We start from the raw sequence: 19,788 nt of genomic DNA on the forward strand, positions 1-19,788 counted from the left end.
TAAACCTCCAATCTTACACTTTATTATTCTAATGCTTTCTTTAAATCCATAACAAATTGCTTTTGTTGCTTTTTCAAATAAGCTTTTATAAAAGGTTTCATAAACCGCTTTTTAGGTATCACATATTCTGTGAAGTCTATTTCTGTTGCATTCCCTTTGTCTGTAAAAATACCGATCCAATGACCTTTCATGTTACTGTTCTCCATATCAAATTCCCAGCGTTTATATGGTTCTACAACGGTAACGGTAAATGTAGTAGCATATCCATTTTTAGTGTATTCGATAAATTGTTCGTCATTGATTATTTCTGTTTTGCTTACATCACTTCGCCATAAGGTATATCTATCAACAGCTAAAACAATACTCCAAACTTTTTGAATATCATGATTGATAATTGTATTTATATTTGAAACTGCCATTTTTATACGCCCTTTCAAATTTGATTGGTTACTTTCTTCTTAACTATATTATAACTATCTTCTATATCGGTCGCAATAAAAACATTAACGTTTACCTACAAGCGAGTTGTAAAAAAATAATCAATCATTTCCTAGAGATAGGAAACGATTTGATTTCTAAACTATGGGAAATCATGGTAAAGTTTTAATCGGAAAGAAAGAGAGGTTTCATTATGAATAAACTTGAAAAATTTTTGATGCCTTTAGCCGATGTTCTAACCAAGAACAGGGTGTTGATCGCAATTCGTGATGGTTTCCTAATTACTACCCCATTGCTGATTGTCGGTTCTATTTTCTTGTTGATTGCGAACTTCCCGATTCCAGGTTGGGAAAGTGCGATTGCCAATGTATTAGGACCGGATTGGACCGAATGGTTTACAGCGGTTTCAAGAGCATCATTTAACTGTACCGGTTTATTGACTGCATTAGGTACAGGGTATGCCATGGCTCGTGAGTTTGGCGGAGATAAGATTCAGGGAGCTGCTGTTGCGGCAGTTGCATTCTTTATCTTAATGCCTACATCTCATATAGCTACAGATGCAGAGGGAGCATTGGTAGAGGGAGCAACTGTTTCAGGTCTATCATTTGATTATATCGGACCAAACGGTATCTTCATGGCATTGATTTGTGCGATTCTCGGTGTATGGTTATTCTGCTATGCTTATAAAAAAGGTTGGACAATTAAAATGCCTCAGGGTGTTCCTCCTGCAGTAATGGATTCTTTTGCGGCATTGGTTCCAAGTGCAATCGTTATGGCATGTGCGTTCTTGATTCGTATCGTATTCTCATTTACGGAATTCGGTACAATGCAGGACTTCATCGTTGCTATTTTGCAGACACCGCTAGAAGGCTTAGGGGATACACTAGGTGCAAACCTGCTATATACATTTATGTGTTCATTCCTATGGTTCTTCGGTATCAATGGTCCTGCCGTAGCGAACTCTGTTTACTTTATCGGAAACGTATTGACTGCAAAACAGCTGATGGCATTTGAAGCCGGTCAGGCATTGCCATATATCTTTACCAATCCGTTCAGTAACTTCTTTACGAACTTTGGTGGTGGAGGCTCCACGCTCTCCCTTGTAATTCTGATGGTTACGGTATGTAAATCAAAACGTATCAAACAGCTTGGACGTTTATCTATCGTACCTGGATTCTTCGGAATCAACGAACCGATTATTTTCGGTTTGCCGATTGTATTAAATCCAATCATTATTATTCCGTTTATTTTTGTGCCAATGATAAATTTGACATTGTCTTATTGGGCGACGTTGGCAGATATCATTCCACGTACAACGGGTGTTAGTTTACCTTGGACAACACCGATTGGCTTCTCCGGTTGGTTATCTACCGGCTCATGGAAAGCGGCAGTATGGCAGATTTTCTTATTAGTGCTTGGTATTCTTATCTATTATCCATTTATTAAAACACTGGATAAAAAATACTTAGAAGATGAACAAAAGGCGGAAGCAAACGCTGAGGAAGCAGAAGAAGATTTCGATTTTGCGGACTTGGATTTAAGCGATCTATAAAATTTACAATAGATTTTCTATGGAATTGCTAGTTTTTCGTATATAATATTTACTAGATTAGGAGTGATGGGTATGATGAAAGTAATGATGATCTTTGATCAGACACAAGCCGGACTTGGCGGAAAAGAAAGTCCCGATTTACCAATGGGCGGTAAGCCTATGGCAATTGGTTCTTGTGGAATGTTTGAACGCTTCATGGAACAAAATGACGGTAAAGTAGTCGCAACGCTTTGGTGCGGAGATGGAACCTTTAAAGCCGATCCGGAATTGAATGCTAAAAAGTTTGCTGCAATGGCAAAGAAATTCGGACCTGATGTCGTTATATGCGGACCTTGTTTTAACTACGGAAACTATGGGTTGATGGCTGCAAAAACAGCAATGACCATCAATGAGCATACCGATATTCCTGCCTTTGCGATTATGTCAAAGGAATGCGAAGAAGCTATATCCGAATACAAGGATAAGGTTACGATTCTTCAGATGCCGAAAAAAGGCGGTATCGGGTTAAATGAAGCATTGAGCGAAATGTGTGTATTTGCGAAAATGTTGGTGGATAAACAAGATACAACCGATTTTATCGCTCAGCACGCCTATAAGTAAACATGATAAGGGATAATTCGATAAGAGTTATCTCTTTTCTGTTTTTCTACGAAAGAAAAGATTGCGAAGGAGTGAACAGCAGTTTCCTACCTTTAGGAAAAAAGGTTCATAAATATATTGGATAAAAAGACTATAATTAAAGAATAAGGAAGGGTGAGTAAAATGGAACAAAAAAGTATAGCTCTATTAGAAGAATTGACACAGGCGATTGGTATTTCGGGAGATGAGAAAGAAGTATCTCGCAAAATGAAGAATCACTTGGAAAAGTTGAGTGATGAAATTATATATGATAATTTAGGTTCTGTATTTGCAGTGAAAAAATGTGGTAAAGAAAATGCCAAAAGAGTAATGGTTTGTGCACACATGGACGAAGTAGGCTTCATGTTAAATGAAATCGGTGATAACGGACTTGCCGGTTTCATTAAAATCGGTGCTGTAAGTGATGCTGCTTTGTATGGTAGTCGTGTTCGTGTAAAAACCAGAACCGATGAAGTACATGGAATTATTGTTGCTGATGAAGAAGGTGCAGCTAAAGCGCTGGGAAAAAATATGAAGATTGATCTAGGTGTAAATGATTCCAAAGAGGTAGCAAAACTGGGTGTGATGGTTGGTGATAGCGCTGTATTGGACGGCAGCTTTATGACCTTAGGAAATCGAGCGATCGCAAAAGCCATTGATGCTCGTTTCGGCTGTGCTTTGGCAATTGAAATTTTAGAAGCGTTGAAAGATGAATGCCTTGATTTTGATTTGTATGTCGGTGCAAGTGTTATGGAAGAAATAGGACAACGTGGAGGAACAACGGCAACCGGATTGATTCAACCGGATCTTGGAATCGTATTAGATGGCGGTGCAGCCAATGATTATGCTGGAAAATCCAATGCGGTAGGACAGTTGGGTAAAGGTGTATTGGTACGCTACTATGATAAAGGAATGATGCCAAATCGTGCTTTGCTAGATGAATTGGTTTCGGTTTGTGAAAGCAATCAAATTGATTATCAGCATTATTATTCAATGAGCTTAACCGATGCTGCATGGATACATAAGCTATTTGCCGGTTGTCCGACATTGCATGTTGGAATCTGCGCAAGAAATCCACATACGGCCAATGCGGAAATTGATTTGCATGATTATGAATGTGCGAAGCGCTCTGCACTTGAGGTTCTTAAAGGCTTAAACGCTTCGAAAATCGATGCATTTAAGGAAGCGAATCGCTAAGAGGTAGTGCGTATGACAAAAGAAATTATTGGCGATATCAATTTAAAGATGCTGGAGGAATTCAGTGAAGCGCATGGAATCAGCGGAAATGAAAAAGAAGTCAGTCGGGTAATGAAAAAGTGGTTACAGCCTTATGCCGATGAAATTAGCTACGATAATTTAGGCTCTATTGTGGGTATTCAAAAAGGTGCTCAAGATGGCGTTAAGCTGATGATTGCAGGGCACATGGACGAGGTTGGTTTTTTGGTAAGAGAAATCGATTCGCAGGGATATATTCGAATGCTGCCGGTTGGTGGCTGGTGGGGCCATGTGTTGCCAAGTCAAACACTTGTGGTTACGACGAAGGAAGGGAAACGTTATCAAGGTGTTGTCGGCTCCAGTGCTCCTCATGGTTTGGCAAAAGAGGTAAAAGAAAAGGTCATTGCTCCGATGGATTTATTTTTGGATATGGGGGTAGATAGTGCAGAAGAAATCTACGAGTTGGGTATTCGAATCGGAGATATGATTACACCGGATACTAAATTTACGGTCATGAACAATCCGAATTATTTAATGGGAAAAGCTTGGGACGATCGCTTATGTGCGGCTATGATTGTTGATGTGATGCGATTGCTGAAGGCAGATTCTAAGCCGCATCATTGCAACCTATATGGAGTAGGAACCGTACAGGAGGAAGTCGGACTTCGTGGTGCCCGTACAGCAGCAAATATGATTCACCCCGATGTAGCGATTGCCTTAGATGTAACGACAAGTATGGATACCCCGATGGATAAGGGACAAAACGGACTTGGGAAAGGTGTTATCCTCAGTGTTATGGACGCCGGAATCATCGGCAATAAGAATTTCTTGTATGAAATGGAAAGCATTTGTCATGATTTAGGCTTGGATATTAACTATGACATGATGACAGTTGGCGGAACAGATGCGGATAATATTCATAAAGCACACGATGGGGTGGTGTCATTGACACTGTCGATCCCAACACGCTATATGCATTCCCATCGTTTGATCGTTCATCGTAAGGATTATTGGCAGACCGTCTTGTTGATGAGTGAATTCGCACGCCGTTTAGATCGCAATATGCTATCGAAATTAAAGGAAGGACATAACAGTTAAGTGATCCTAAAGTGATCGCTTAGGCTGTATGGCCTTTTCTTTTTGCTTATCGAAGTGATGCTATATAACTATTGTGTTGCTTCAAAAATCTATTTGTTTAAAAATAGGAAAATGTTATGTTTGCTTGAGGATTTTGAAAGACCGCTCTTTTATGTTCGATAACGATTTCGCTTAGCATTGATTATTCTATATTAAAACAACAGGTTGTGGAAATACAAAAAAACTTAGCTATTAACCAAGTATTTTTGTTATTATAGTCTGATAAACGAGGATTTATCGTTTCTTTATCATTACATAATTTGTAAGAAAAATCCCTTGTCGTTCTACCTGCTGTTCCTTAACAAGCTTATAGCCTCTTTTTTCAAAGAAAGGCTTTGCCGTAATGGAAGCATGAGTAGTGATATCTCCTTGAACGGCTTGTTCCAGTTGATTGCAGAGGGCGGTTGCAATACCTTTCTTCTGATAATTGGCGTGAACAAACAGACGATCGAGATAGCCTGTTTTATCTATGTCTCCAAAACCTACAATGGTTTCATTATCAAGCGCAACAACACTGAAATGTTCTTGGAGTGATTTGTTCCACTTTTCTAAATCTACTTGCTTTGTTGCCCATACATTTAATTGTTCTTTTGTATAATCTTTTGCATTAACAATATGAACTGTATTATAAAATAAATCTGTCAGTTCTTTGCAATCTGATGCTTGATACTTTCTGATAATCATTTTTTCCTCAACTTTAAATTTATTTGTTTCTTATGTTCATTATAGCGCAAAAAACCTATTTAATCTATAAGTGCAAGTAAAACGAAAAAAGAACAATTAACCTCAATGAAATTTAATGCTCGATTTTTCAGTGGAGAAAATTGTCCTTTTTTGTTTCTTTTTGTATGGATTTATGTCTATTATTTATAGGGTGATGAGAAATGAAATTTATCAATCAAAATGATATCATGATGTTTTTGGAAAAGCCGATTACACGTTTATCGGTATTTGAAATAGAAACGATTGATGCGATGCTTTCCATGTGTGAGCCGGCATTTATAAAAATGCAAGAGGATTTTAAGGTTCGCATTGATTTTGCGACCTTTAAATTTCAATTATTAAAAACGATGGGTGAATTTTTAAGTAAGTGTGATACATGCAGTGAGGAATGCTTGTCCAATCCGCATAAGCATGTTGAGGCGAAACGATATGAACAAAATCATATTGACAGTACACGATGGCCGACACGCTTACAAAAAACAACGCAAGAGAATTTCTTTATTATGGAATATTGCATTACTTATGCGGATATTTTATTCCGTTATTTATTAGATGCCGGAATCGAAAAGCAGGCAGCACATGTTTTAAGTGAGCAGGCGATGCTGGAATTGGCGAAATGGATCGAACAGAATTGTATTCGTAAGTGCAATTACGAATGTCTGCGTCGGTATCGCTCAATGGGGTATTGTACACTTTGTTCCTATATGATTCAGCCACTTCCATGTCCTAAAAAGCAGGAAATCAAGCCAAGTGTTTTAGGTATGCAAGAAGAGGATTTTATGTGTCGAAGAGAAGAAAGCCCGAAGAAAAAGGTCATGCATTAGTTCCAATGTCATTAAGTTAAGACATTTTTAAGAGAATTCCTATATTTTATAAAATATAGGGGTTCTTTTTTTCTAAATATGGTATTGACATAACCTTGATTTCGTGTGGCTAATAATGAATACTTTTTATATTCATTATTAGCCCTTTTTAGTAGGTGTATTTTTTAAGGAGGATCTCATTTATGTCAAATAAAAATACTAAAAATACCTACTATTCCCCAAAGTGGATTTCTTGTCGCTTAGACAATGTTATTGATTCTACAGTGGATTCAATCAAATGTTTTTGTGTCGATCAGACTTCTAATTTTACCAGAAGTCGGATCCTCACTCCTAAAACCCTTATTAAATTCATTCTTGGGTTGCAGGCTCATTCTTTATCAGGTGAAGTTTCTGATTATTTTACTTCTTCCAATATTGATATTCCATCAATATCTGCTGTTTCTCAACGTCGTGATCTGTTATATCCTGAAATTTTTAAATCTATCAACAGAAGATTTCTTTCTTCTATTGATAATTTGTCTACATTGAATGGTTACTATATCCTTGCACAGGATGGTTCTGATATTAACCTGCCTTTTTGGCATGATGATACTCAAATTTCTTACGGTCAAGATTCTATTGTTTGCCAATATCATCTGAATGCCTTATATGACTGTATCAATCATGTATTTTGGGAATCAAGAATTGATCTTCCAACCAAAAAAAGTGAAAAAAGCGCACTGATTGATTTTATCAATCACCGCAATTATCCTGAGAATTCGATTATTACAGCTGACAGAGGCTATGAAAGTTATAATCTTATAGCTCATTGTATTGAAAATAATCAAAAATTTGTATTTAGAGTTAAGGATATCGATACTAGAAGTGGGATTATGACATCTATATCTCTGCCTGATGAAACGTTTGATATTACTGTTACTCGTACCCTTACAAATCTCCAAACAAATGAAGTCAAGAAAAATGAAAACAATCAATTTGTATTTGTTCCTTCAACTTCTGTTTTTGATTATCTTGATGCCTGTAATCGTTTCTACAATCTCAGTTTTAGAATTGTAAGATTTAAAATAGCTGATGATAAATATGAAACATTGGTTACTAATCTTGATGAAAATGAATTTGGACTAAGTGATTTCAAAGATCTTTACCATCTTAGATGGAATGAAGAAACTGCATTCTATTATCTCAAACATGCAGTTGGTATGCTTTATTTCCATTGTAAAAAAAGACAGCATATACAGCAGGAAATATATGCATCAATTTTATTTTATAACTATGCAAATTTGATCATTCAAAATATAAAAAAGAAGATAAAGCTTAAAAAAACAAAGTATATATACAATATCAATGTAAGATCGGCATTAACCAATATAAGAAACTATTTTCGTAATCAAATAAAAGAATACATCCTGATTAGAAACATAAAAAAATATCTGACCCCATCAAGGCCAGATAGAAACGTTCAACGTTCTATAAAACGACAATCACCAAAAGCGTTAAATAATAGAACAAGTTGACAAAGTTATTCTAACATAATTTTTAGATATCGCAATTTTTTTCGAGCCTATTTCACAGGTTCTTTTAAAGTGCGTCAAAAATAAGATAAAAAGCTAAAATATCTAGGATAAAGCAAAAAGAACAGAACATAGAATCATGTCTGTCCTTAATTTAACATAAATAGAACTATCTTTTGTGCAATGTTACCTTAACTTAATGACATTGGCATTAGTTCATGGCCTTTTGTTTTGCTTTTGCTTCAAATTTTTCCTTTATTACTAGGAAACGATCGTGGGTTGCTTTCCCGATGACATCTTTTTCGTCCTTTGCGACAATGCTAAAGGAAATCTTTTTGCGCTCTACGGCAGTAATGGTAGCGGTGCAAGTTACCTTCATACCGACAGGTGTTGCGGCATCGTGTGTGGAATTCATACAAATTCCTACGGTTGTTTCCCCTTCTTCCATAAAAGGTTCTAGGCATTTTACTGCTGTATTTTCCATAAAGGCAATCATCATCGGAGTTGCGAAAACATCGACAACACCGCTTCCTACATGACTTGCCAACTGCTCCTTGGAAACGATCATTTCCTGTGTGAATGCACTGTTTATTTTAATCTCTTTCATAGACACCTTCCTTTATATTCACAATTATAGCATATCTTTTATTAGGAATGCCATACTAGGAGCAAGGAGGTTTTCAAATGTTTGCTTATCAAGGGAAAAAGGCTTTTGAGGTGCGAAATATCCACCCGAGTGTTCAATATTATCAGCTGCTCGATCAACAGCTGCATGGCTGTGAGGGAGGCTTGAAGCAAGCGATGTGCTATATTCGTCAGGCGTTTATGATTCACAACCCGAAGTTTTCACACATGTATATGGAACTGGCGGTTATGTTGTTGTCGGATATGGAGGTTTTAAGTGATATGCTTCATCAGCTGCATGGAGTAGATGATCGTTATTATGATGAATCAAATGATGATACGCCGGCTTTTGAAATCATTGCGCCCTGTCATCAATCCACTGAAAAAGAAGAAGAAAAGCACCATGTTAATAATGATTTAACAGCCTGTGTCATGCGGGATATGGACTTTGAAAAAAAGCGGGTATTGCTTTATGAGAAGCTGTATCATACAGTAAAGGAAGATAAAGAAGCACAACGGGCATTTTCGTATTTACGTAAAAGGGGAGAGGAAGCGTATAAGGTACTGCAAAATATCTTAACGATTTTATCCACTCATCAAGAAGGAAAGGATTTTGGCTTAGGCGATAGTCATAATGCCTTTGATTTGGATACCGGCAATTATTTTGATAAGCCGAATCCCTATTTTATCAATCCCGGTGATATAGAAAAAGAAGATTAGTATGCCACATTTTATGTTGAATGTGGCATTTTCTTGTTATAATGGTGCTAGGTGGTCGTGTGAGGAAACAAGTATTTTTAAGTAAAGAGGCTTTTTTGCGAAGCAAACGCTTAGGGAAGCGGAATATGCGGCTTTTGTTGGTTTTGCATATTTTGTTTTTGATGACATATATGGCAAGTGGATTATATGCGATGAATAAACTGTTTCAAGAAGATTTTGTGTTGCGATATTGCTTCATGGCAGTAATTGAGCTTATTTTATGGCTGCTTGCGGATATTATGGTATGGATTGCTTCTTCCAAAGGTCGCTTGGTTTATTTTGCGGTAAATATAATCAGTCTGTATGGGTGTTACTACCTTTGGCAAATCTTTCAATTTCCATTAGAAAATCTGTTGGATCAGAGCATTCGTCTGTTGTTCGTGCTTGCTTATTTTGGAAAAACCTTGCTTTTGTTTTGTTGCGGGCTACAATTTTATCAGGAGCCGATATGCTATGTATGGCAGCGATATGAAAGAAAGAGAGTTGATGCAGAGAAAGAAGATCAGTTGATGATTGATAAGCTGCTGAAGGCAAATGAGGAAGCACATCAAAAACGTCGATCGAATTATCGCATTGCGAAGCGGGCAATGAAAAACATGCGAATTTATACGATGCTGTTGGTAGCGGTAATTTACGGAGGTTTGTTGCTTTTCTATTTGGGTGGCTTTGTATGCAAGATGATTTTTCAAGACGATGTGTTGGCAATGGATTATGCTCAGCGTTTTGTTTTGCTAACTTCTTTGTTTAGTGCGCTTATATGGTCGCTGCCAACGATTTTGTTGTTTTTAAATCATGCATTCGCTAGGCTAAGTGTTGTCGTTGTGTGGGGCTTGCAGGCTTTCTATTATATGAAAGAAGCCACATCGGTTGTACAGGTCATACAGCATGAGCATTATAGTTGGCTTTGCTTGTTGGTTATTGTGCTTTTTGAGAGTGTACGCATTGGTTGCTTGTGGAGGCTTACGCATACGCTTTGGAAAGATCCGTTTTTAAAGGTGTATTGGAAATTGAAAAAAGCTGAAGGATAAGGAGGGTGTTTATGGAATTAAATAAATATATTGATCATACCAATTTAAAACCGACCGCAACATGCGAGGATATTTTTAAGCTTTGTATGGAAGCTAAGGAGTATGGCTTTGCCAGTGTTTGCGTTAATAGCTATTGGGTTCGCTATTGCAGTGAATTGCTAAAGGATAGTGATGTTGCGGTATGCACGGTCGTCGGGTTTCCGTTAGGTGCGATGAGCACCAAAGCTAAGACGGTGGAGGCAATAGGGGCTGTCAAAGATGGTGCAGATGAAATTGATATGGTTATGAATATCGGTGAGCTGAAGGCAGGAAATGATGAAGCGGTGCTTGCAGATCTTGTGGCTGTTATTGGAGCGGTGCAAGGAACCTGTGTGAAGGTTATTCTTGAAACCTGCTTGTTGGATAAAGAGGAGATCCGGCGAGCATGCAGCCTATGTGTAGAGGCGAAAGCATCGTATGTAAAAACCTCTACCGGATTCAGTGTGCGTGGAGCGACAAAGGAAGATGTTGCGTATATGAAGGAGTGCGTTAAAGGTAAGTGCAAGGTGAAGGCAGCCGGGGGTATTCGCAGCCATGCGGATATGATGGAAATGCTTGAGGCGGGTGCTGATCGTATTGGAACTAGTGCGGGGGTAAAGTTGATCAATAACTAGATAGCTTAGGGGCTATTGAAAGACTTATAGAATAGGGTTGTCGATTCGATGATATCGTAAAAGTTGTAGGCAATCCTTTTTTATGCTTTTTGAATTATGGTTTAGTGGAATTTTTCATTGGAAAAGGAAGAAATACAAAAAAATGATAAATTTATAAAAAAAATTAAAATAATGCTTGCCAAGAAAAAGAAACCGTGATATTATATACAAGCACTAAGGGAAACGAACGGTGCAAAATAAAAATAGAATATTTGGTCCAGTGGTGTAGTGGTTAACATGCCTCCCTGTCACGGAGGAGATCGTGGGTTCGAGTCCCATCTGGACCGCCATTTTTTTGCAGATGTAGTTCAATGGTAGAACACAGCCTTGCCAAGGCTGATACGGGGGTTCGATTCCCCTCATCTGCTCCATTTTTATATTTAGCCCTGAAATAAGGGCTTTTTTTATTTATTTTCAGATTTGGTGTAAATCCTTATATAAATATACAGAGTACCTTGTGTTGCAGCGGATATATTGTAAGGCTTTAGCTTGTATAGATAGTAAAGCAAGCATACCATATTTGATCCTTTCGCAGAATATCAAGACGAATCATATTCTCACTTCTCCAATCATGTGTCATATCAGTGTCTATTAAGGTGGCACAAATGGTATTCTTGTTTGCTGCTCTGCCTAGTTTCATTGTTAATAGGTTTTCACTGATAAAAAAGGTGGAAAAGACAAAGCTTGTGCAGCGATTGTATTGAAAGCTTTTCTTGTGAAGTTCTGCACGATATTTTTTTAAAGCAAGGCGATAGAGGTAATGACGATTTTTGTGCTGTATGCTAGTTGGGAATTGGAAGGAATTATATTGAATATTTCCGCTTCGATGCATGAAATCGACCATAGCCTTTAAGTATTGTTGATAATCTTCTATATAAGCGATTAGTGCATTATATTCGCTTTCTTTTAATTCTAGTTGAATCTTCTTTGTGTAGTACATAAAAACACCTCCATAAAGTAATACGATGGAAGTGTAATAAAAAAGACATTTTTAAATATAAAAACATCGCAATCTGCGATGTTTGTTTGTTTTATGGCGGAGTAGGAGAGATTTGAACTCTCGCGCCAGTTTCCCGACCTATACCCTTAGCAGGGGCACCTCTTCAGCCTCTTGAGTACTACTCCAAATCTGAATATGTTTATGCAATGCTATGCATTGCTTTAAAAGTATAGCATAAACAAATTTAAAAGTCTAGTAGTTTTTTTGGAAGAAGAAAGATATGTGTATGCGTATTTTTTACCGTGAGGTATTTTTAAAGGTTGCTGGTAATTTCTTGGGTTCTATGATACGATTTTTTTATAAAGAAGGGGTGAAAGTTATGCGACAAGCACTTATTTTTGATGTTGATGGTACACTTTGGGATACAACCTATCAACTTCCTTTATTATATAATGAAATGTTCAAAAAACTGGGATTTACAGAGAAATGCATTGATCGTAAAACAGTTATGGGATTTATGGGATATACAGAGGAAGAAATTGCGGCAATCATTTTCCCGAATCTTGAACATGAGGAACGTATGAAATATCTTGATATGATTACTCAAGAGGAGTGCCGTTATTTATTAACGCAGCCCGGTAAACTATATCCTGATGTAAAGGAGGTGTTGGACTATCTGCATCGTAAATATGAATTGTATATTGTATCGAATTGCCAAAAGGGGTATGTCGAAACTTTATATGCAGCTCATGGTTTAGAAAATTATTTTTGTGATTTTGAATGCAGTGGTCGAACCGGTCTTTCAAAAGGCGATAACATACGTTTCATCATGGAACGCAATCAATTACAAACGGCGGTTTATATCGGAGATACGTTGAAGGATAAGGAGGCTTGTGATTATGCTGGAATCCCTTTTGTTTATGCGGCTTATGGCTTTGGTAAAGTAGAGGAATATGCGTATAAAATTGATGCCTTTAAGGATTTGATGGAGCTTTTCTGATTTGACATGTGCTAAGAAAACATGATAAATTTATAGTTACGAAAGCGAGGGCGCTATGAATATAGAAAAAGATAATGTTACAGAAACAAAGATTGAAGGAAAGAGTGAGCGGTGCGTAGAAAAGGGAAAACCATCTTTTTCGGCACTTAAGGAAAAGGTTTTACGTTTATCGGAGGGTGTAAAAAAAGATAGTGATAAAGCAATCGTGGAAAATGCTTCTGAACCGATTTATGAAACGATCAAACGCCGCAAGCTGTTTTTTGTATCGGATATGGACGAGGAAGCGGAGTATCTGCATGAAATGTCGCTGCAGGGCTATCACTTTATAAAAAAGAAGGGTATGTGCTATTACTTCCGACAGGGAGAGCCTATCAACTATTACTATCACTTAGGATATTATGAAAAGGATAAGCGCGATGGCGGACGCTATTTGGATAATTATGTTGCGGCCGGTTGGGAAGATGTTTATCATGAAAAAGGGGAGTTTGACGGAATTTGGCATTATTTTCGTGTGGAAATGCCAACAGGAGAGGCTCAGCCTAATATTTTCAGTGATAAGGTTTCACGCTTGGAGCTGTATAATCGACTGTTGAGCAGTTGGCGCTCACTTTTGGCATTAGATGTAATTTGTTTTATTATGGGTATTTTCTTTTATTTGTTCATTGTCGGACACCCTTCGGATTTGTTGGGAATGTTTACGATGATTTGTACCTTTCTATTTGTTATGTCGATTTTGATTTTTATTATTTATTATCGTGCCTATCGAAAAATCAATCATAAACGCACAGAATTGGAAAACTTCTAAGAAAATCAATATTTTGCTTGCGTGAATGATGCATCTATGGTAAAATCATAGACGCAATGGAGGTTTAGCTCAGTTGGGAGAGCATCTGCCTTACAAGCAGAGGGTCAGCGGTTCGAGCCCGTTAACCTCCACCATGAAGCTTTTGAAACCTATCAAAGATAGGTTTTTTTCTTAGAATACTACTTGTGTATCAAGACAGAAAAGTGGTATAATACATTCGCTTAGAAATATGATATGCCGACGTAGCACAGTTGGTAGTGCAACGCACTCGTAACGCGTAGGTCGTAGGTTCAAGTCCTATCGTCGGCACCATATTGTGAATTGGCCTTTGTTTAAAGGCTTTTTTTTATGCTCATTTTTTAATTTGGTGTAAAGCTGTGCTGGACTATAAGTTGCTCAACTTAGTTTATGAGCGAAAGTGTAGAGTTGAAGTGATAAGCAATACGTGCGATAATATATACAAATCGTTTTGGTTCGAGGTGAAAGCATGACGAAGGGTATACTAAGAAAATTTATCGGAAGTTGCTTATTTTCTGTTTTGTTATGCTTTTGGATCAATATGATTCTAAGCTTTTTGGTTGTTGATGGGATAAGTATCGTTTATATAAATCATATTTATTTTTATGAGGTCGCTATGCTTGCCTCATTTTTTATAACAAATTTCGCAATGATGCATGCTAGACGAATAACGATGAAAAAAGTGCTTTTATCGGTAATCGGGAAACTGTGAAAATTACCTTTCTAAATGATCTGCATACCGGCTATTTTTGATTAGCGATGTGGAGTGAAATTGTTTTCTTGCAAATAAAGCTTTGAGAAGGGCATACTATAATAGGGGTGATTGGTACTTATGACAGAAAAGAAAAAGAAATTTGTTTATATTCTTGCTGCAGGTTTACTAGTTGTGTTAAGTGGTATCATTTTATACAGTGTGGATATTGCTTCTTGGTTTGATTTAGAAAAGCTTGAGGCGATGTTGAAGGAAAACGGTATATGGGGGATTGCTTTGTTTTTGGCAATTCGCTGTGTACAAACGATCTTTGTGTTTTTGCCGGGAGAAATTATTGAAATTGCCGCCGGTTATGTATATGGCTCTTTTTACGGCTTGCTACTATGCTTGGTCGGAAACTTCTTAGCGGGATATTTGATTTTTGTATTGGTAAGAAAATATGGTATAAAGCTTGTGCAAAGGTTTTATTCATTGGAAAAGTTAAGAGAAGTTAGTTTTTTAAAGAATCCTAAACGTAGAAACATTTTGTGCATGCTGATTTATTTGATACCGGGAACACCGAAGGATTTTTTATCCTATGTTATGCCGCTTACCGATATGAAGCTATCGGATTTTTTGATCATTTCCATTGTGGGACGAATTCCATCAGTAATTACCAGTACATACGGAGGACATATTTTAGGTGAAAACCAATATATTTATGCTGTGCTGATCTTTGCAGTTGTGGGAGCTGTTTCCGTATGCGGTGTGATGCTATATCAACGTTTAAGTAAAGCACATGCGCATAAGGAATCGAAAAGTGAAGTGATTGGCAGGAAGTAAATGATTTTGGAAAGGTAATTATTTCCAAGGAAATAAAAAAATCAATCCAAAAGGATTGATGAATATACACTATGGTGCAGTCGATGAGATTTGAACTCACACGAGCATACGCTCACTACCCCCTCAAAGTAGCGTGTCTGCCATTCCACCACGACTGCATGATTTGCGTTATCTATCATACTATACTTTACTGAATTTCGCTATCCTTTTTTGTAAAAGCTTATGTTTTTTATAAAGAATAGCACAAAGCTACATAATTCTCACATATTTTTATAGGATAATATTGACATTGGAGGAATGAACATGAAAATAACAAAGAAAACAAGTGAAGCATCGGTTATGGGCATGGTGTTTTATGTGGTGGCAGTTATCTTTTTAGCAATCGCTGCTTTTCAAATCTATCAGGCATATACGTATATTGCTTATCAAAGTACTGCCTATGAGCTGACGTTTGTGGATAGTTTAAGCGTATATATTCAATATTGCAGTTCTTACTTTGCATTTGCCTTTATTGCTTATGGAATCGGTAATTTGATTCATCGAGTTAGCTTTTTAAACAATACTTTAGCGGATATGATGAGTGATGCAGCAAAAGAACAGGAAACAGAAGAAAAAGTAAGTGCGGAGGAATGATTGCTTCTTTCTCATATTGGGGTAGATGATAAAAACGGAGATTTTTGTATGACTATGAAATTTAGTCATATTTGAAATCTCCGTTTTTCTTATTTCTTGTTTATCGAGCAAAGATTGTATGATTTATACTTGCTTTTCTTTTACAGCTCCTCTATGAGCAGCTCGGCAATTTGTACAGCATTCGTTGCGGCTCCCTTACGCACCTGATCACCACAGCACCAAAAGCTTAACGCATTCGCCTGTGTGCTGATATCCTTGCGAATACGACCGACATAGACCAAATCTTGATCGGTTGTATCAAGCGGCATTGGATATTGATTGCTTTTAGGATCATCAACAAGCTTCACACCCTTGGCATTAGCTAGCAGCTCTCTAGCTTTTTCTACGTCGATTGGCTGTTCGAATTCTACCATGATGGATTCGGAATGTGAACGCAGGATAGGGACACGCACGCAGGTACAATTTACAGCTAACTCAGGGCTGTTTAAAATTTTACGTCCTTCGTTTTGCATCTTCATTTCTTCACTGGAATAGCCGTTTTCATCAAAGCTGCCGATTTGCGGAATCAAGTTATAGGCTATTTGATGCTGAAACGTCTGAATTTCCACTTCCTTGCCATGTGCTAATGCTGCTAACTGTTGCTGCAGTTCCATGATGCCCTTCACACCGGCACCACTGACTGCTTGATACGTAGAAACAACCATACGCTTTGCTTTAGCATAGGCATGCAAAGGCTGAAGGGCTACCAATGCAATGATCGTTGCACAGTTGGGATTGGCAATGATGCCATGATGCTTTTTAATATCCTGTGGATTAACTTCGGGAATGATCAGGGGAACATCTTTATCTAAACGATAAGCTGAGCTATTGTCCACAACGATAGCTCCTTTTTCAACAGCGATGGGCAAATATTTTTTTGCAATATCGTTTTCTGCTGCACCCAATACAATATCTATATTATCAAAGCTGTCTGCAGTGGTTTCCTCAACGATATATTCCTTTTCATTCACCGTTATTCTTTTTCCTACGCTGCGCTTGCTGGCTAATAGATGCAATTCTTTGATAGGGAATTTTCTTTCATTCAAAATCTTCAGCATTTCTTGACCGACGGCACCGGTTGCGCCTAAGATTGCCACATTGTATGTTTTCATATTTATCCTCCTCAACTATGTATATGAATTAAATCACAAAGCTTTCATAAATTGTTTTGACGGTTTTTTCATAATCTTCATTTTCAACACCGACAATGATATTCATTTCATCGGTACCTTGTGCAATCATACGAATGTTGATGTTGTTTTGACCGAGTACCGCAAACAGCTTACCGCTGATTCCCGGCTTATACATCATTTGACGACCAACCGTTGCGATCAAGGCAATGTTATCAATGATCTTGATATCATCGGCATGGCATGCCTTTTTCATTTCACCGACCATATCATAAATAACATCTTTTACATCTTCATAGTTTACAACGATACTGAAGGAATCAATGCCACTTGGGATATGTTCGATGCTGATGCGATACGATTCACATACCTCAAGTGCCTTACGGATAATACCGATCTCGTCAGACATGTGATTTTTATAAATCGCAATAACGGTAAAATTCTTTTTTCCGGCAATTCCGGTAATGAGCTGTGCACTTGGCTTATCGTCTTTTTCAAGGATAATGGTTCCGCCTTCTTCCGGGTGATTGGTGTTTAAGATGTTGATGGGAATATTTTTTTCTTTTACCGGGAAGATGGCTTCTTCATGTAAGACACTGGCTCCCATATAGGAAAGCTCACGCAGCTCGCTGTATGTGATCGTATCAATGCGCTTAGGCTTAGAAACGATGCGTGGATCGGCCATTAAAATACCGGAAACATCGGTCCAATTTTCATACATATCCGCATCTAAGATGTCCGCAAGGATCGAACCGGTAATATCGCTTCCTCCACGCGACATGATTTTGATAGTTCCATCAGGCAGAGCACCGTAAAAGCCGGGCATCACAAAACGATCGTGCTTTTGCATATATTCTTTTAAACGTAGACGAGTTGCGTCAAAATCAATTTTTCCGTTGTAGCGGAAGATGATGATATCCTTAGCATCAAGAAAGGGAAAGCCCAGGTATTCTGCCATAAGCTTTGCGGTCAAATATTCCCCACGAGATACAAGATAATCGGTTGAAATGGTTTTGTTTAAGCGCTGTTTGAGCTCCTCTAAATCATTTTCGATGGGATAGGTTAAGTTCAATTCACGCTTCATAGTTAAAAAGCGATCTTCGATTAGCTGAAATAGTGGGTGATAATCGACACTGTATTTAATATGTGCTTCAATTAGATACAACAAATCGGTAACCTTGTTGTCGTTTTTGTGTTCACGTCCCGAAGCACTTACTACAACAAACCTACGTGCGCTATCACTTTCGATAATTTGTTTGACCTTAGCGAATTGAGTGGCATTTGCGACGGAAGAACCGCCGAATTTTGTAATTTTAATCATCATTTTCTCCTTCAAAAATACTTGCCATGAAAGCATTAGGATCTGTTTTCATGACCTCCCTCATATACTGATGCATGAGATAAACCGCTACCTTTTTAATATGCAGATATTCACAACCTTGATAGGTATCAAGCGTATAGCTGCAATCGCTAAATGCACCAAACGCCTTTGTACTGGTGCGAACGATATAATCGCAAAGGCATAGAGATTTATCATAGTGCATTTGGTTGGTAAAGCTAGTTTCAAAACGAGTGGTGTTTTCGTTGATATCAATCATATCCTGCACAATGGCATTGGCAGTTGGAAGCTTGCCTGCACCTTGCCCATAAAACTTTAAATCACCGATGGTTTTCCCATGCAGAGTAATCACATTATAATTGTTTTTGGTGTTACTTTCAATTTCATTTTGTGGAAATAAGACCGGCTCCACGACACAACCGTATTTGTTTCCTTGTCGTTTCGTTTTGGCAACTAAACGAATGTGGTATCCTAAATGCTTAAAGTAGGTAATATCCTGTTTGGTAATAGTACGAATGCCGTAAACTGGAAAATCTTCCGGCACATGAAAAGCATAGGCGAGTGATGCACTGATACGCAGTTTATTACGAATATCAAAACCGTCAATATCGGCACTTGGATCGGCTTCGGCATAACCTAAGCTTTGTGCTTCCTTTAAAATCTTATCAAAATCGGCATTATAGCGCTCCATGTGATCAAGGATATAGTTGCTTGTACCGTTAAAAATTCCGTAAATATGATCGATTTCATCAATACGCATGGCTTTATCCAAGCCTTCGATCCATGGGATTCCTCCGCCGGTCGTAGCTTCAAAATAAAACTTCACATGGTTTTCTTTTGCACATTCGATAAACTCTTGTAAGTATTTTGCCACAACGGCTTTGTTGGCGGTAACAACATGCTTCCCGCTTTTCAATGCTTGTAGGATATAGGTATGAGCCGGCTCAATGCCACCCATCGTTTCGACAACGGTATCACAGTCTTTGTCGTTTAAGATCGTATGGATATCATCACACATAGTGGACAGTATCTTGTTTTTTCCTTTGCGAATAAGGATATGCTTTACATGAAGCTTTTTTGTGAATGGAGTATGTGCCTGTTCAATAATCAAGGCTACTCCGGAGCCAATGGTTCCATAACCTAAAATTGCAATATTCATAATTCTCACCTCTGCTTATTTTTTTTGTCTTTTTATCAAAAACACTTGTATTTGTGATGTGAACATTGTA

Annotated in this window: 21 protein-coding genes and 6 tRNA genes; 18 read left to right on the forward strand and 9 right to left on the reverse strand. The window is 37.8% G+C overall.

The genetic code is table 11. The annotated features are described in order from the left end of the window. Positions 1–23: 23 nt before the first annotated feature. The gene (locus EUBDOL_RS10660) at positions 24–419 is read right to left on the reverse strand and encodes an SRPBCC family protein (RefSeq protein ID WP_004800976.1); all 396 of its coding nucleotides are present in this window, start codon (positions 417–419) and stop codon (positions 24–26) included. Positions 420–631: 212 nt separating this feature from the next. Here EUBDOL_RS10660 and EUBDOL_RS10665 point away from each other — a divergent pair, with 212 nt between their 5' ends. The 4 genes from EUBDOL_RS10665 to EUBDOL_RS10680 all read left to right on the forward strand — a co-directional run bounded on the left by EUBDOL_RS10665 (position 632) and on the right by EUBDOL_RS10680 (position 4,921). Continuing rightward, positions 632–1,990 (forward strand): PTS sugar transporter subunit IIC, encoded by a 1,359-nt coding sequence (locus EUBDOL_RS10665; RefSeq protein ID WP_004800977.1) that lies wholly within the window; start codon positions 632–634, stop codon positions 1,988–1,990. 72 nt (positions 1,991–2,062) lie between these two features. Beyond that, the gene (locus EUBDOL_RS10670; RefSeq protein WP_022420273.1) at positions 2,063–2,590 is read left to right on the forward strand and encodes a GrdB-related putative oxidoreductase; all 528 of its coding nucleotides are present in this window, start codon (positions 2,063–2,065) and stop codon (positions 2,588–2,590) included. A gap of 162 nt (positions 2,591–2,752) precedes the next feature. Continuing rightward, the gene (locus EUBDOL_RS10675; protein ID WP_004800979.1) at positions 2,753–3,805 is read left to right on the forward strand and encodes a M42 family metallopeptidase; all 1,053 of its coding nucleotides are present in this window, start codon (positions 2,753–2,755) and stop codon (positions 3,803–3,805) included. Between the two features lie 12 nt (positions 3,806–3,817). Next, a complete protein-coding gene (locus EUBDOL_RS10680; protein WP_004800980.1) occupies positions 3,818–4,921 on the forward strand; it encodes a M42 family metallopeptidase in 1,104 nt (367 codons plus the stop codon). A gap of 273 nt (positions 4,922–5,194) precedes the next feature. Here the strand turns inward: EUBDOL_RS10680 and EUBDOL_RS10685 are convergent, their stop codons facing one another. Continuing rightward, a complete protein-coding gene (locus EUBDOL_RS10685) occupies positions 5,195–5,644 on the reverse strand; it encodes a GNAT family N-acetyltransferase (RefSeq protein WP_004800981.1) in 450 nt (149 codons plus the stop codon). Positions 5,645–5,844: 200 nt separating this feature from the next. Here EUBDOL_RS10685 and EUBDOL_RS10690 point away from each other — a divergent pair, with 200 nt between their 5' ends. Both EUBDOL_RS10690 and EUBDOL_RS10695 read left to right on the forward strand, forming a co-directional pair. Further along, on the forward strand, positions 5,845–6,507 hold the full coding sequence (locus EUBDOL_RS10690; RefSeq protein ID WP_004800982.1) for a hypothetical protein: 663 nt from the start codon (positions 5,845–5,847) through the stop codon (positions 6,505–6,507). A gap of 182 nt (positions 6,508–6,689) precedes the next feature. Next, entirely contained in the window at positions 6,690–8,021 is a 1,332-nt protein-coding gene (locus tag EUBDOL_RS10695) for an IS4 family transposase (RefSeq protein WP_004800983.1), read from the forward strand. Positions 8,022–8,229: 208 nt separating this feature from the next. Here EUBDOL_RS10695 and EUBDOL_RS10700 read toward each other — a convergent pair whose 3' ends face one another. Next, positions 8,230–8,625, reverse strand: a complete 396-nt coding sequence (locus tag EUBDOL_RS10700; protein WP_004800984.1) for a thioesterase family protein — start codon at positions 8,623–8,625, stop codon at positions 8,230–8,232. A 77-nt stretch (positions 8,626–8,702) separates the two neighbouring features. Between EUBDOL_RS10700 and EUBDOL_RS10705 the strand changes: the two genes are divergently transcribed. The 5 genes from EUBDOL_RS10705 (at position 8,703) to EUBDOL_RS10725 (ending at position 11,492) form a co-directional block, all read left to right on the forward strand. Continuing rightward, positions 8,703–9,362, forward strand: a complete 660-nt coding sequence (locus EUBDOL_RS10705) for a manganese catalase family protein (RefSeq protein WP_004800985.1) — start codon at positions 8,703–8,705, stop codon at positions 9,360–9,362. A gap of 59 nt (positions 9,363–9,421) precedes the next feature. After that, entirely contained in the window at positions 9,422–10,429 is a 1,008-nt protein-coding gene (locus tag EUBDOL_RS10710) for a hypothetical protein (protein WP_040463832.1), read from the forward strand. Positions 10,430–10,440: 11 nt separating this feature from the next. After that, positions 10,441–11,082 (forward strand): deoxyribose-phosphate aldolase, encoded by a 642-nt coding sequence (deoC, locus tag EUBDOL_RS10715; protein WP_004800987.1) that lies wholly within the window; start codon positions 10,441–10,443, stop codon positions 11,080–11,082. A 253-nt stretch (positions 11,083–11,335) separates the two neighbouring features. Continuing rightward, positions 11,336–11,411 (forward strand) — tRNA-Asp (locus tag EUBDOL_RS10720). A gap of 7 nt (positions 11,412–11,418) precedes the next feature. Further along, positions 11,419–11,492, forward strand: a tRNA-Gly gene (locus EUBDOL_RS10725). A 113-nt stretch (positions 11,493–11,605) separates the two neighbouring features. Here the strand turns inward: EUBDOL_RS10725 and EUBDOL_RS10730 are convergent. Both EUBDOL_RS10730 and EUBDOL_RS10735 read right to left on the reverse strand, forming a co-directional pair. Beyond that, positions 11,606–12,061, reverse strand: coding sequence for a hypothetical protein (locus EUBDOL_RS10730; RefSeq protein WP_004800988.1), 456 nt, complete (start codon positions 12,059–12,061; stop codon positions 11,606–11,608). A 94-nt stretch (positions 12,062–12,155) separates the two neighbouring features. Beyond that, positions 12,156–12,246: transfer RNA gene (locus tag EUBDOL_RS10735), tRNA-Ser, on the reverse strand. A gap of 101 nt (positions 12,247–12,347) precedes the next feature. Between EUBDOL_RS10735 and EUBDOL_RS10740 the strand changes: the two genes are divergently transcribed. The 6 genes from EUBDOL_RS10740 (at position 12,348) to EUBDOL_RS10765 (ending at position 15,418) form a co-directional block, all read left to right on the forward strand. After that, positions 12,348–13,061, forward strand: coding sequence for an HAD family hydrolase (locus EUBDOL_RS10740; RefSeq protein WP_004800989.1), 714 nt, complete (start codon positions 12,348–12,350; stop codon positions 13,059–13,061). Between the two features lie 55 nt (positions 13,062–13,116). Further along, entirely contained in the window at positions 13,117–13,866 is a 750-nt protein-coding gene (locus EUBDOL_RS10745; protein WP_004800990.1) for a DUF2812 domain-containing protein, read from the forward strand. A 58-nt stretch (positions 13,867–13,924) separates the two neighbouring features. Continuing rightward, a tRNA-Val gene (locus EUBDOL_RS10750) sits at positions 13,925–14,000 on the forward strand. Positions 14,001–14,102: 102 nt separating this feature from the next. Continuing rightward, a tRNA-Thr gene (locus EUBDOL_RS10755) sits at positions 14,103–14,178 on the forward strand. A 175-nt stretch (positions 14,179–14,353) separates the two neighbouring features. Then, positions 14,354–14,596, forward strand: a complete 243-nt coding sequence (locus EUBDOL_RS10760; RefSeq protein WP_004800991.1) for a hypothetical protein — start codon at positions 14,354–14,356, stop codon at positions 14,594–14,596. A 120-nt stretch (positions 14,597–14,716) separates the two neighbouring features. After that, the gene (locus EUBDOL_RS10765; RefSeq protein ID WP_004800992.1) at positions 14,717–15,418 is read left to right on the forward strand and encodes a TVP38/TMEM64 family protein; all 702 of its coding nucleotides are present in this window, start codon (positions 14,717–14,719) and stop codon (positions 15,416–15,418) included. A gap of 72 nt (positions 15,419–15,490) precedes the next feature. Here the strand turns inward: EUBDOL_RS10765 and EUBDOL_RS10770 are convergent. Continuing rightward, positions 15,491–15,576 (reverse strand) — tRNA-Leu (locus EUBDOL_RS10770). A 145-nt stretch (positions 15,577–15,721) separates the two neighbouring features. Between EUBDOL_RS10770 and EUBDOL_RS10775 the strand changes: the two genes are divergently transcribed. Continuing rightward, on the forward strand, positions 15,722–16,051 hold the full coding sequence (locus EUBDOL_RS10775) for a hypothetical protein (RefSeq protein ID WP_004800993.1): 330 nt from the start codon (positions 15,722–15,724) through the stop codon (positions 16,049–16,051). Positions 16,052–16,191: 140 nt separating this feature from the next. On the opposite strand, the gene EUBDOL_RS10780 is transcribed toward EUBDOL_RS10775, so the two are convergent. The 3 genes from EUBDOL_RS10780 to EUBDOL_RS10790 are packed head-to-tail and all read right to left on the reverse strand — an operon-like array spanning position 16,192 to position 19,718. After that, positions 16,192–17,202 carry an aspartate-semialdehyde dehydrogenase gene (locus tag EUBDOL_RS10780; RefSeq protein ID WP_004800994.1) on the reverse strand — a complete coding sequence of 337 codons (1,011 nt, stop codon included), beginning with the start codon at positions 17,200–17,202 and terminating at the stop codon, positions 16,192–16,194. A gap of 28 nt (positions 17,203–17,230) precedes the next feature. Next, a complete protein-coding gene (locus EUBDOL_RS10785; protein WP_022419984.1) occupies positions 17,231–18,541 on the reverse strand; it encodes an aspartate kinase in 1,311 nt (436 codons plus the stop codon). Beyond that, entirely contained in the window at positions 18,534–19,718 is a 1,185-nt protein-coding gene (locus EUBDOL_RS10790; RefSeq protein WP_004800996.1) for a homoserine dehydrogenase, read from the reverse strand. The genes EUBDOL_RS10785 and EUBDOL_RS10790 overlap by 8 nt, the downstream gene beginning before the upstream one ends. Between the last annotated feature and the right edge of the window lie 70 nt (positions 19,719–19,788).

Source organism: Amedibacillus dolichus DSM 3991 (assembly GCF_000154285.1).
GTDB lineage: Bacteria > Bacillota_I > Bacilli_A > Erysipelotrichales > Erysipelotrichaceae > Amedibacillus > Amedibacillus dolichus.

Bases quoted from the DNA above. Each gene is read 5' to 3' on its own strand.
- EUBDOL_RS10660 (WP_004800976.1), bottom strand. From the start codon at position 419: ATGGCAGTTTCAAATATAAATACAATTATCAATCATGATATTCAAAAA.
- EUBDOL_RS10665 (WP_004800977.1), top strand. From the start codon at position 632: ATGAATAAACTTGAAAAATTTTTGATGCCTTTAGCCGATGTTCTAACC.
- EUBDOL_RS10670 (WP_022420273.1), top strand. From the start codon at position 2,063: ATGATGAAAGTAATGATGATCTTTGATCAGACACAAGCCGGACTTGGC.
- EUBDOL_RS10675 (WP_004800979.1), top strand. From the start codon at position 2,753: ATGGAACAAAAAAGTATAGCTCTATTAGAAGAATTGACACAGGCGATT.
- EUBDOL_RS10680 (WP_004800980.1), top strand. From the start codon at position 3,818: ATGACAAAAGAAATTATTGGCGATATCAATTTAAAGATGCTGGAGGAA.
- EUBDOL_RS10685 (WP_004800981.1), bottom strand. From the start codon at position 5,644: ATGATTATCAGAAAGTATCAAGCATCAGATTGCAAAGAACTGACAGAT.
- EUBDOL_RS10690 (WP_004800982.1), top strand. From the start codon at position 5,845: ATGAAATTTATCAATCAAAATGATATCATGATGTTTTTGGAAAAGCCG.
- EUBDOL_RS10695 (WP_004800983.1), top strand. From the start codon at position 6,690: ATGTCAAATAAAAATACTAAAAATACCTACTATTCCCCAAAGTGGATT.
- EUBDOL_RS10700 (WP_004800984.1), bottom strand. From the start codon at position 8,625: ATGAAAGAGATTAAAATAAACAGTGCATTCACACAGGAAATGATCGTT.
- EUBDOL_RS10705 (WP_004800985.1), top strand. From the start codon at position 8,703: ATGTTTGCTTATCAAGGGAAAAAGGCTTTTGAGGTGCGAAATATCCAC.
- deoC (WP_004800987.1), top strand. From the start codon at position 10,441: ATGGAATTAAATAAATATATTGATCATACCAATTTAAAACCGACCGCA.
- EUBDOL_RS10730 (WP_004800988.1), bottom strand. From the start codon at position 12,061: ATGTACTACACAAAGAAGATTCAACTAGAATTAAAAGAAAGCGAATAT.
- EUBDOL_RS10740 (WP_004800989.1), top strand. From the start codon at position 12,348: ATGCGTATTTTTTACCGTGAGGTATTTTTAAAGGTTGCTGGTAATTTC.
- EUBDOL_RS10745 (WP_004800990.1), top strand. From the start codon at position 13,117: ATGAATATAGAAAAAGATAATGTTACAGAAACAAAGATTGAAGGAAAG.
- EUBDOL_RS10760 (WP_004800991.1), top strand. From the start codon at position 14,354: ATGACGAAGGGTATACTAAGAAAATTTATCGGAAGTTGCTTATTTTCT.
- EUBDOL_RS10765 (WP_004800992.1), top strand. From the start codon at position 14,717: ATGACAGAAAAGAAAAAGAAATTTGTTTATATTCTTGCTGCAGGTTTA.
- EUBDOL_RS10775 (WP_004800993.1), top strand. From the start codon at position 15,722: ATGAAAATAACAAAGAAAACAAGTGAAGCATCGGTTATGGGCATGGTG.
- EUBDOL_RS10780 (WP_004800994.1), bottom strand. From the start codon at position 17,202: ATGAAAACATACAATGTGGCAATCTTAGGCGCAACCGGTGCCGTCGGT.
- EUBDOL_RS10785 (WP_022419984.1), bottom strand. From the start codon at position 18,541: ATGATTAAAATTACAAAATTCGGCGGTTCTTCCGTCGCAAATGCCACT.
- EUBDOL_RS10790 (WP_004800996.1), bottom strand. From the start codon at position 19,718: ATGAATATTGCAATTTTAGGTTATGGAACCATTGGCTCCGGAGTAGCC.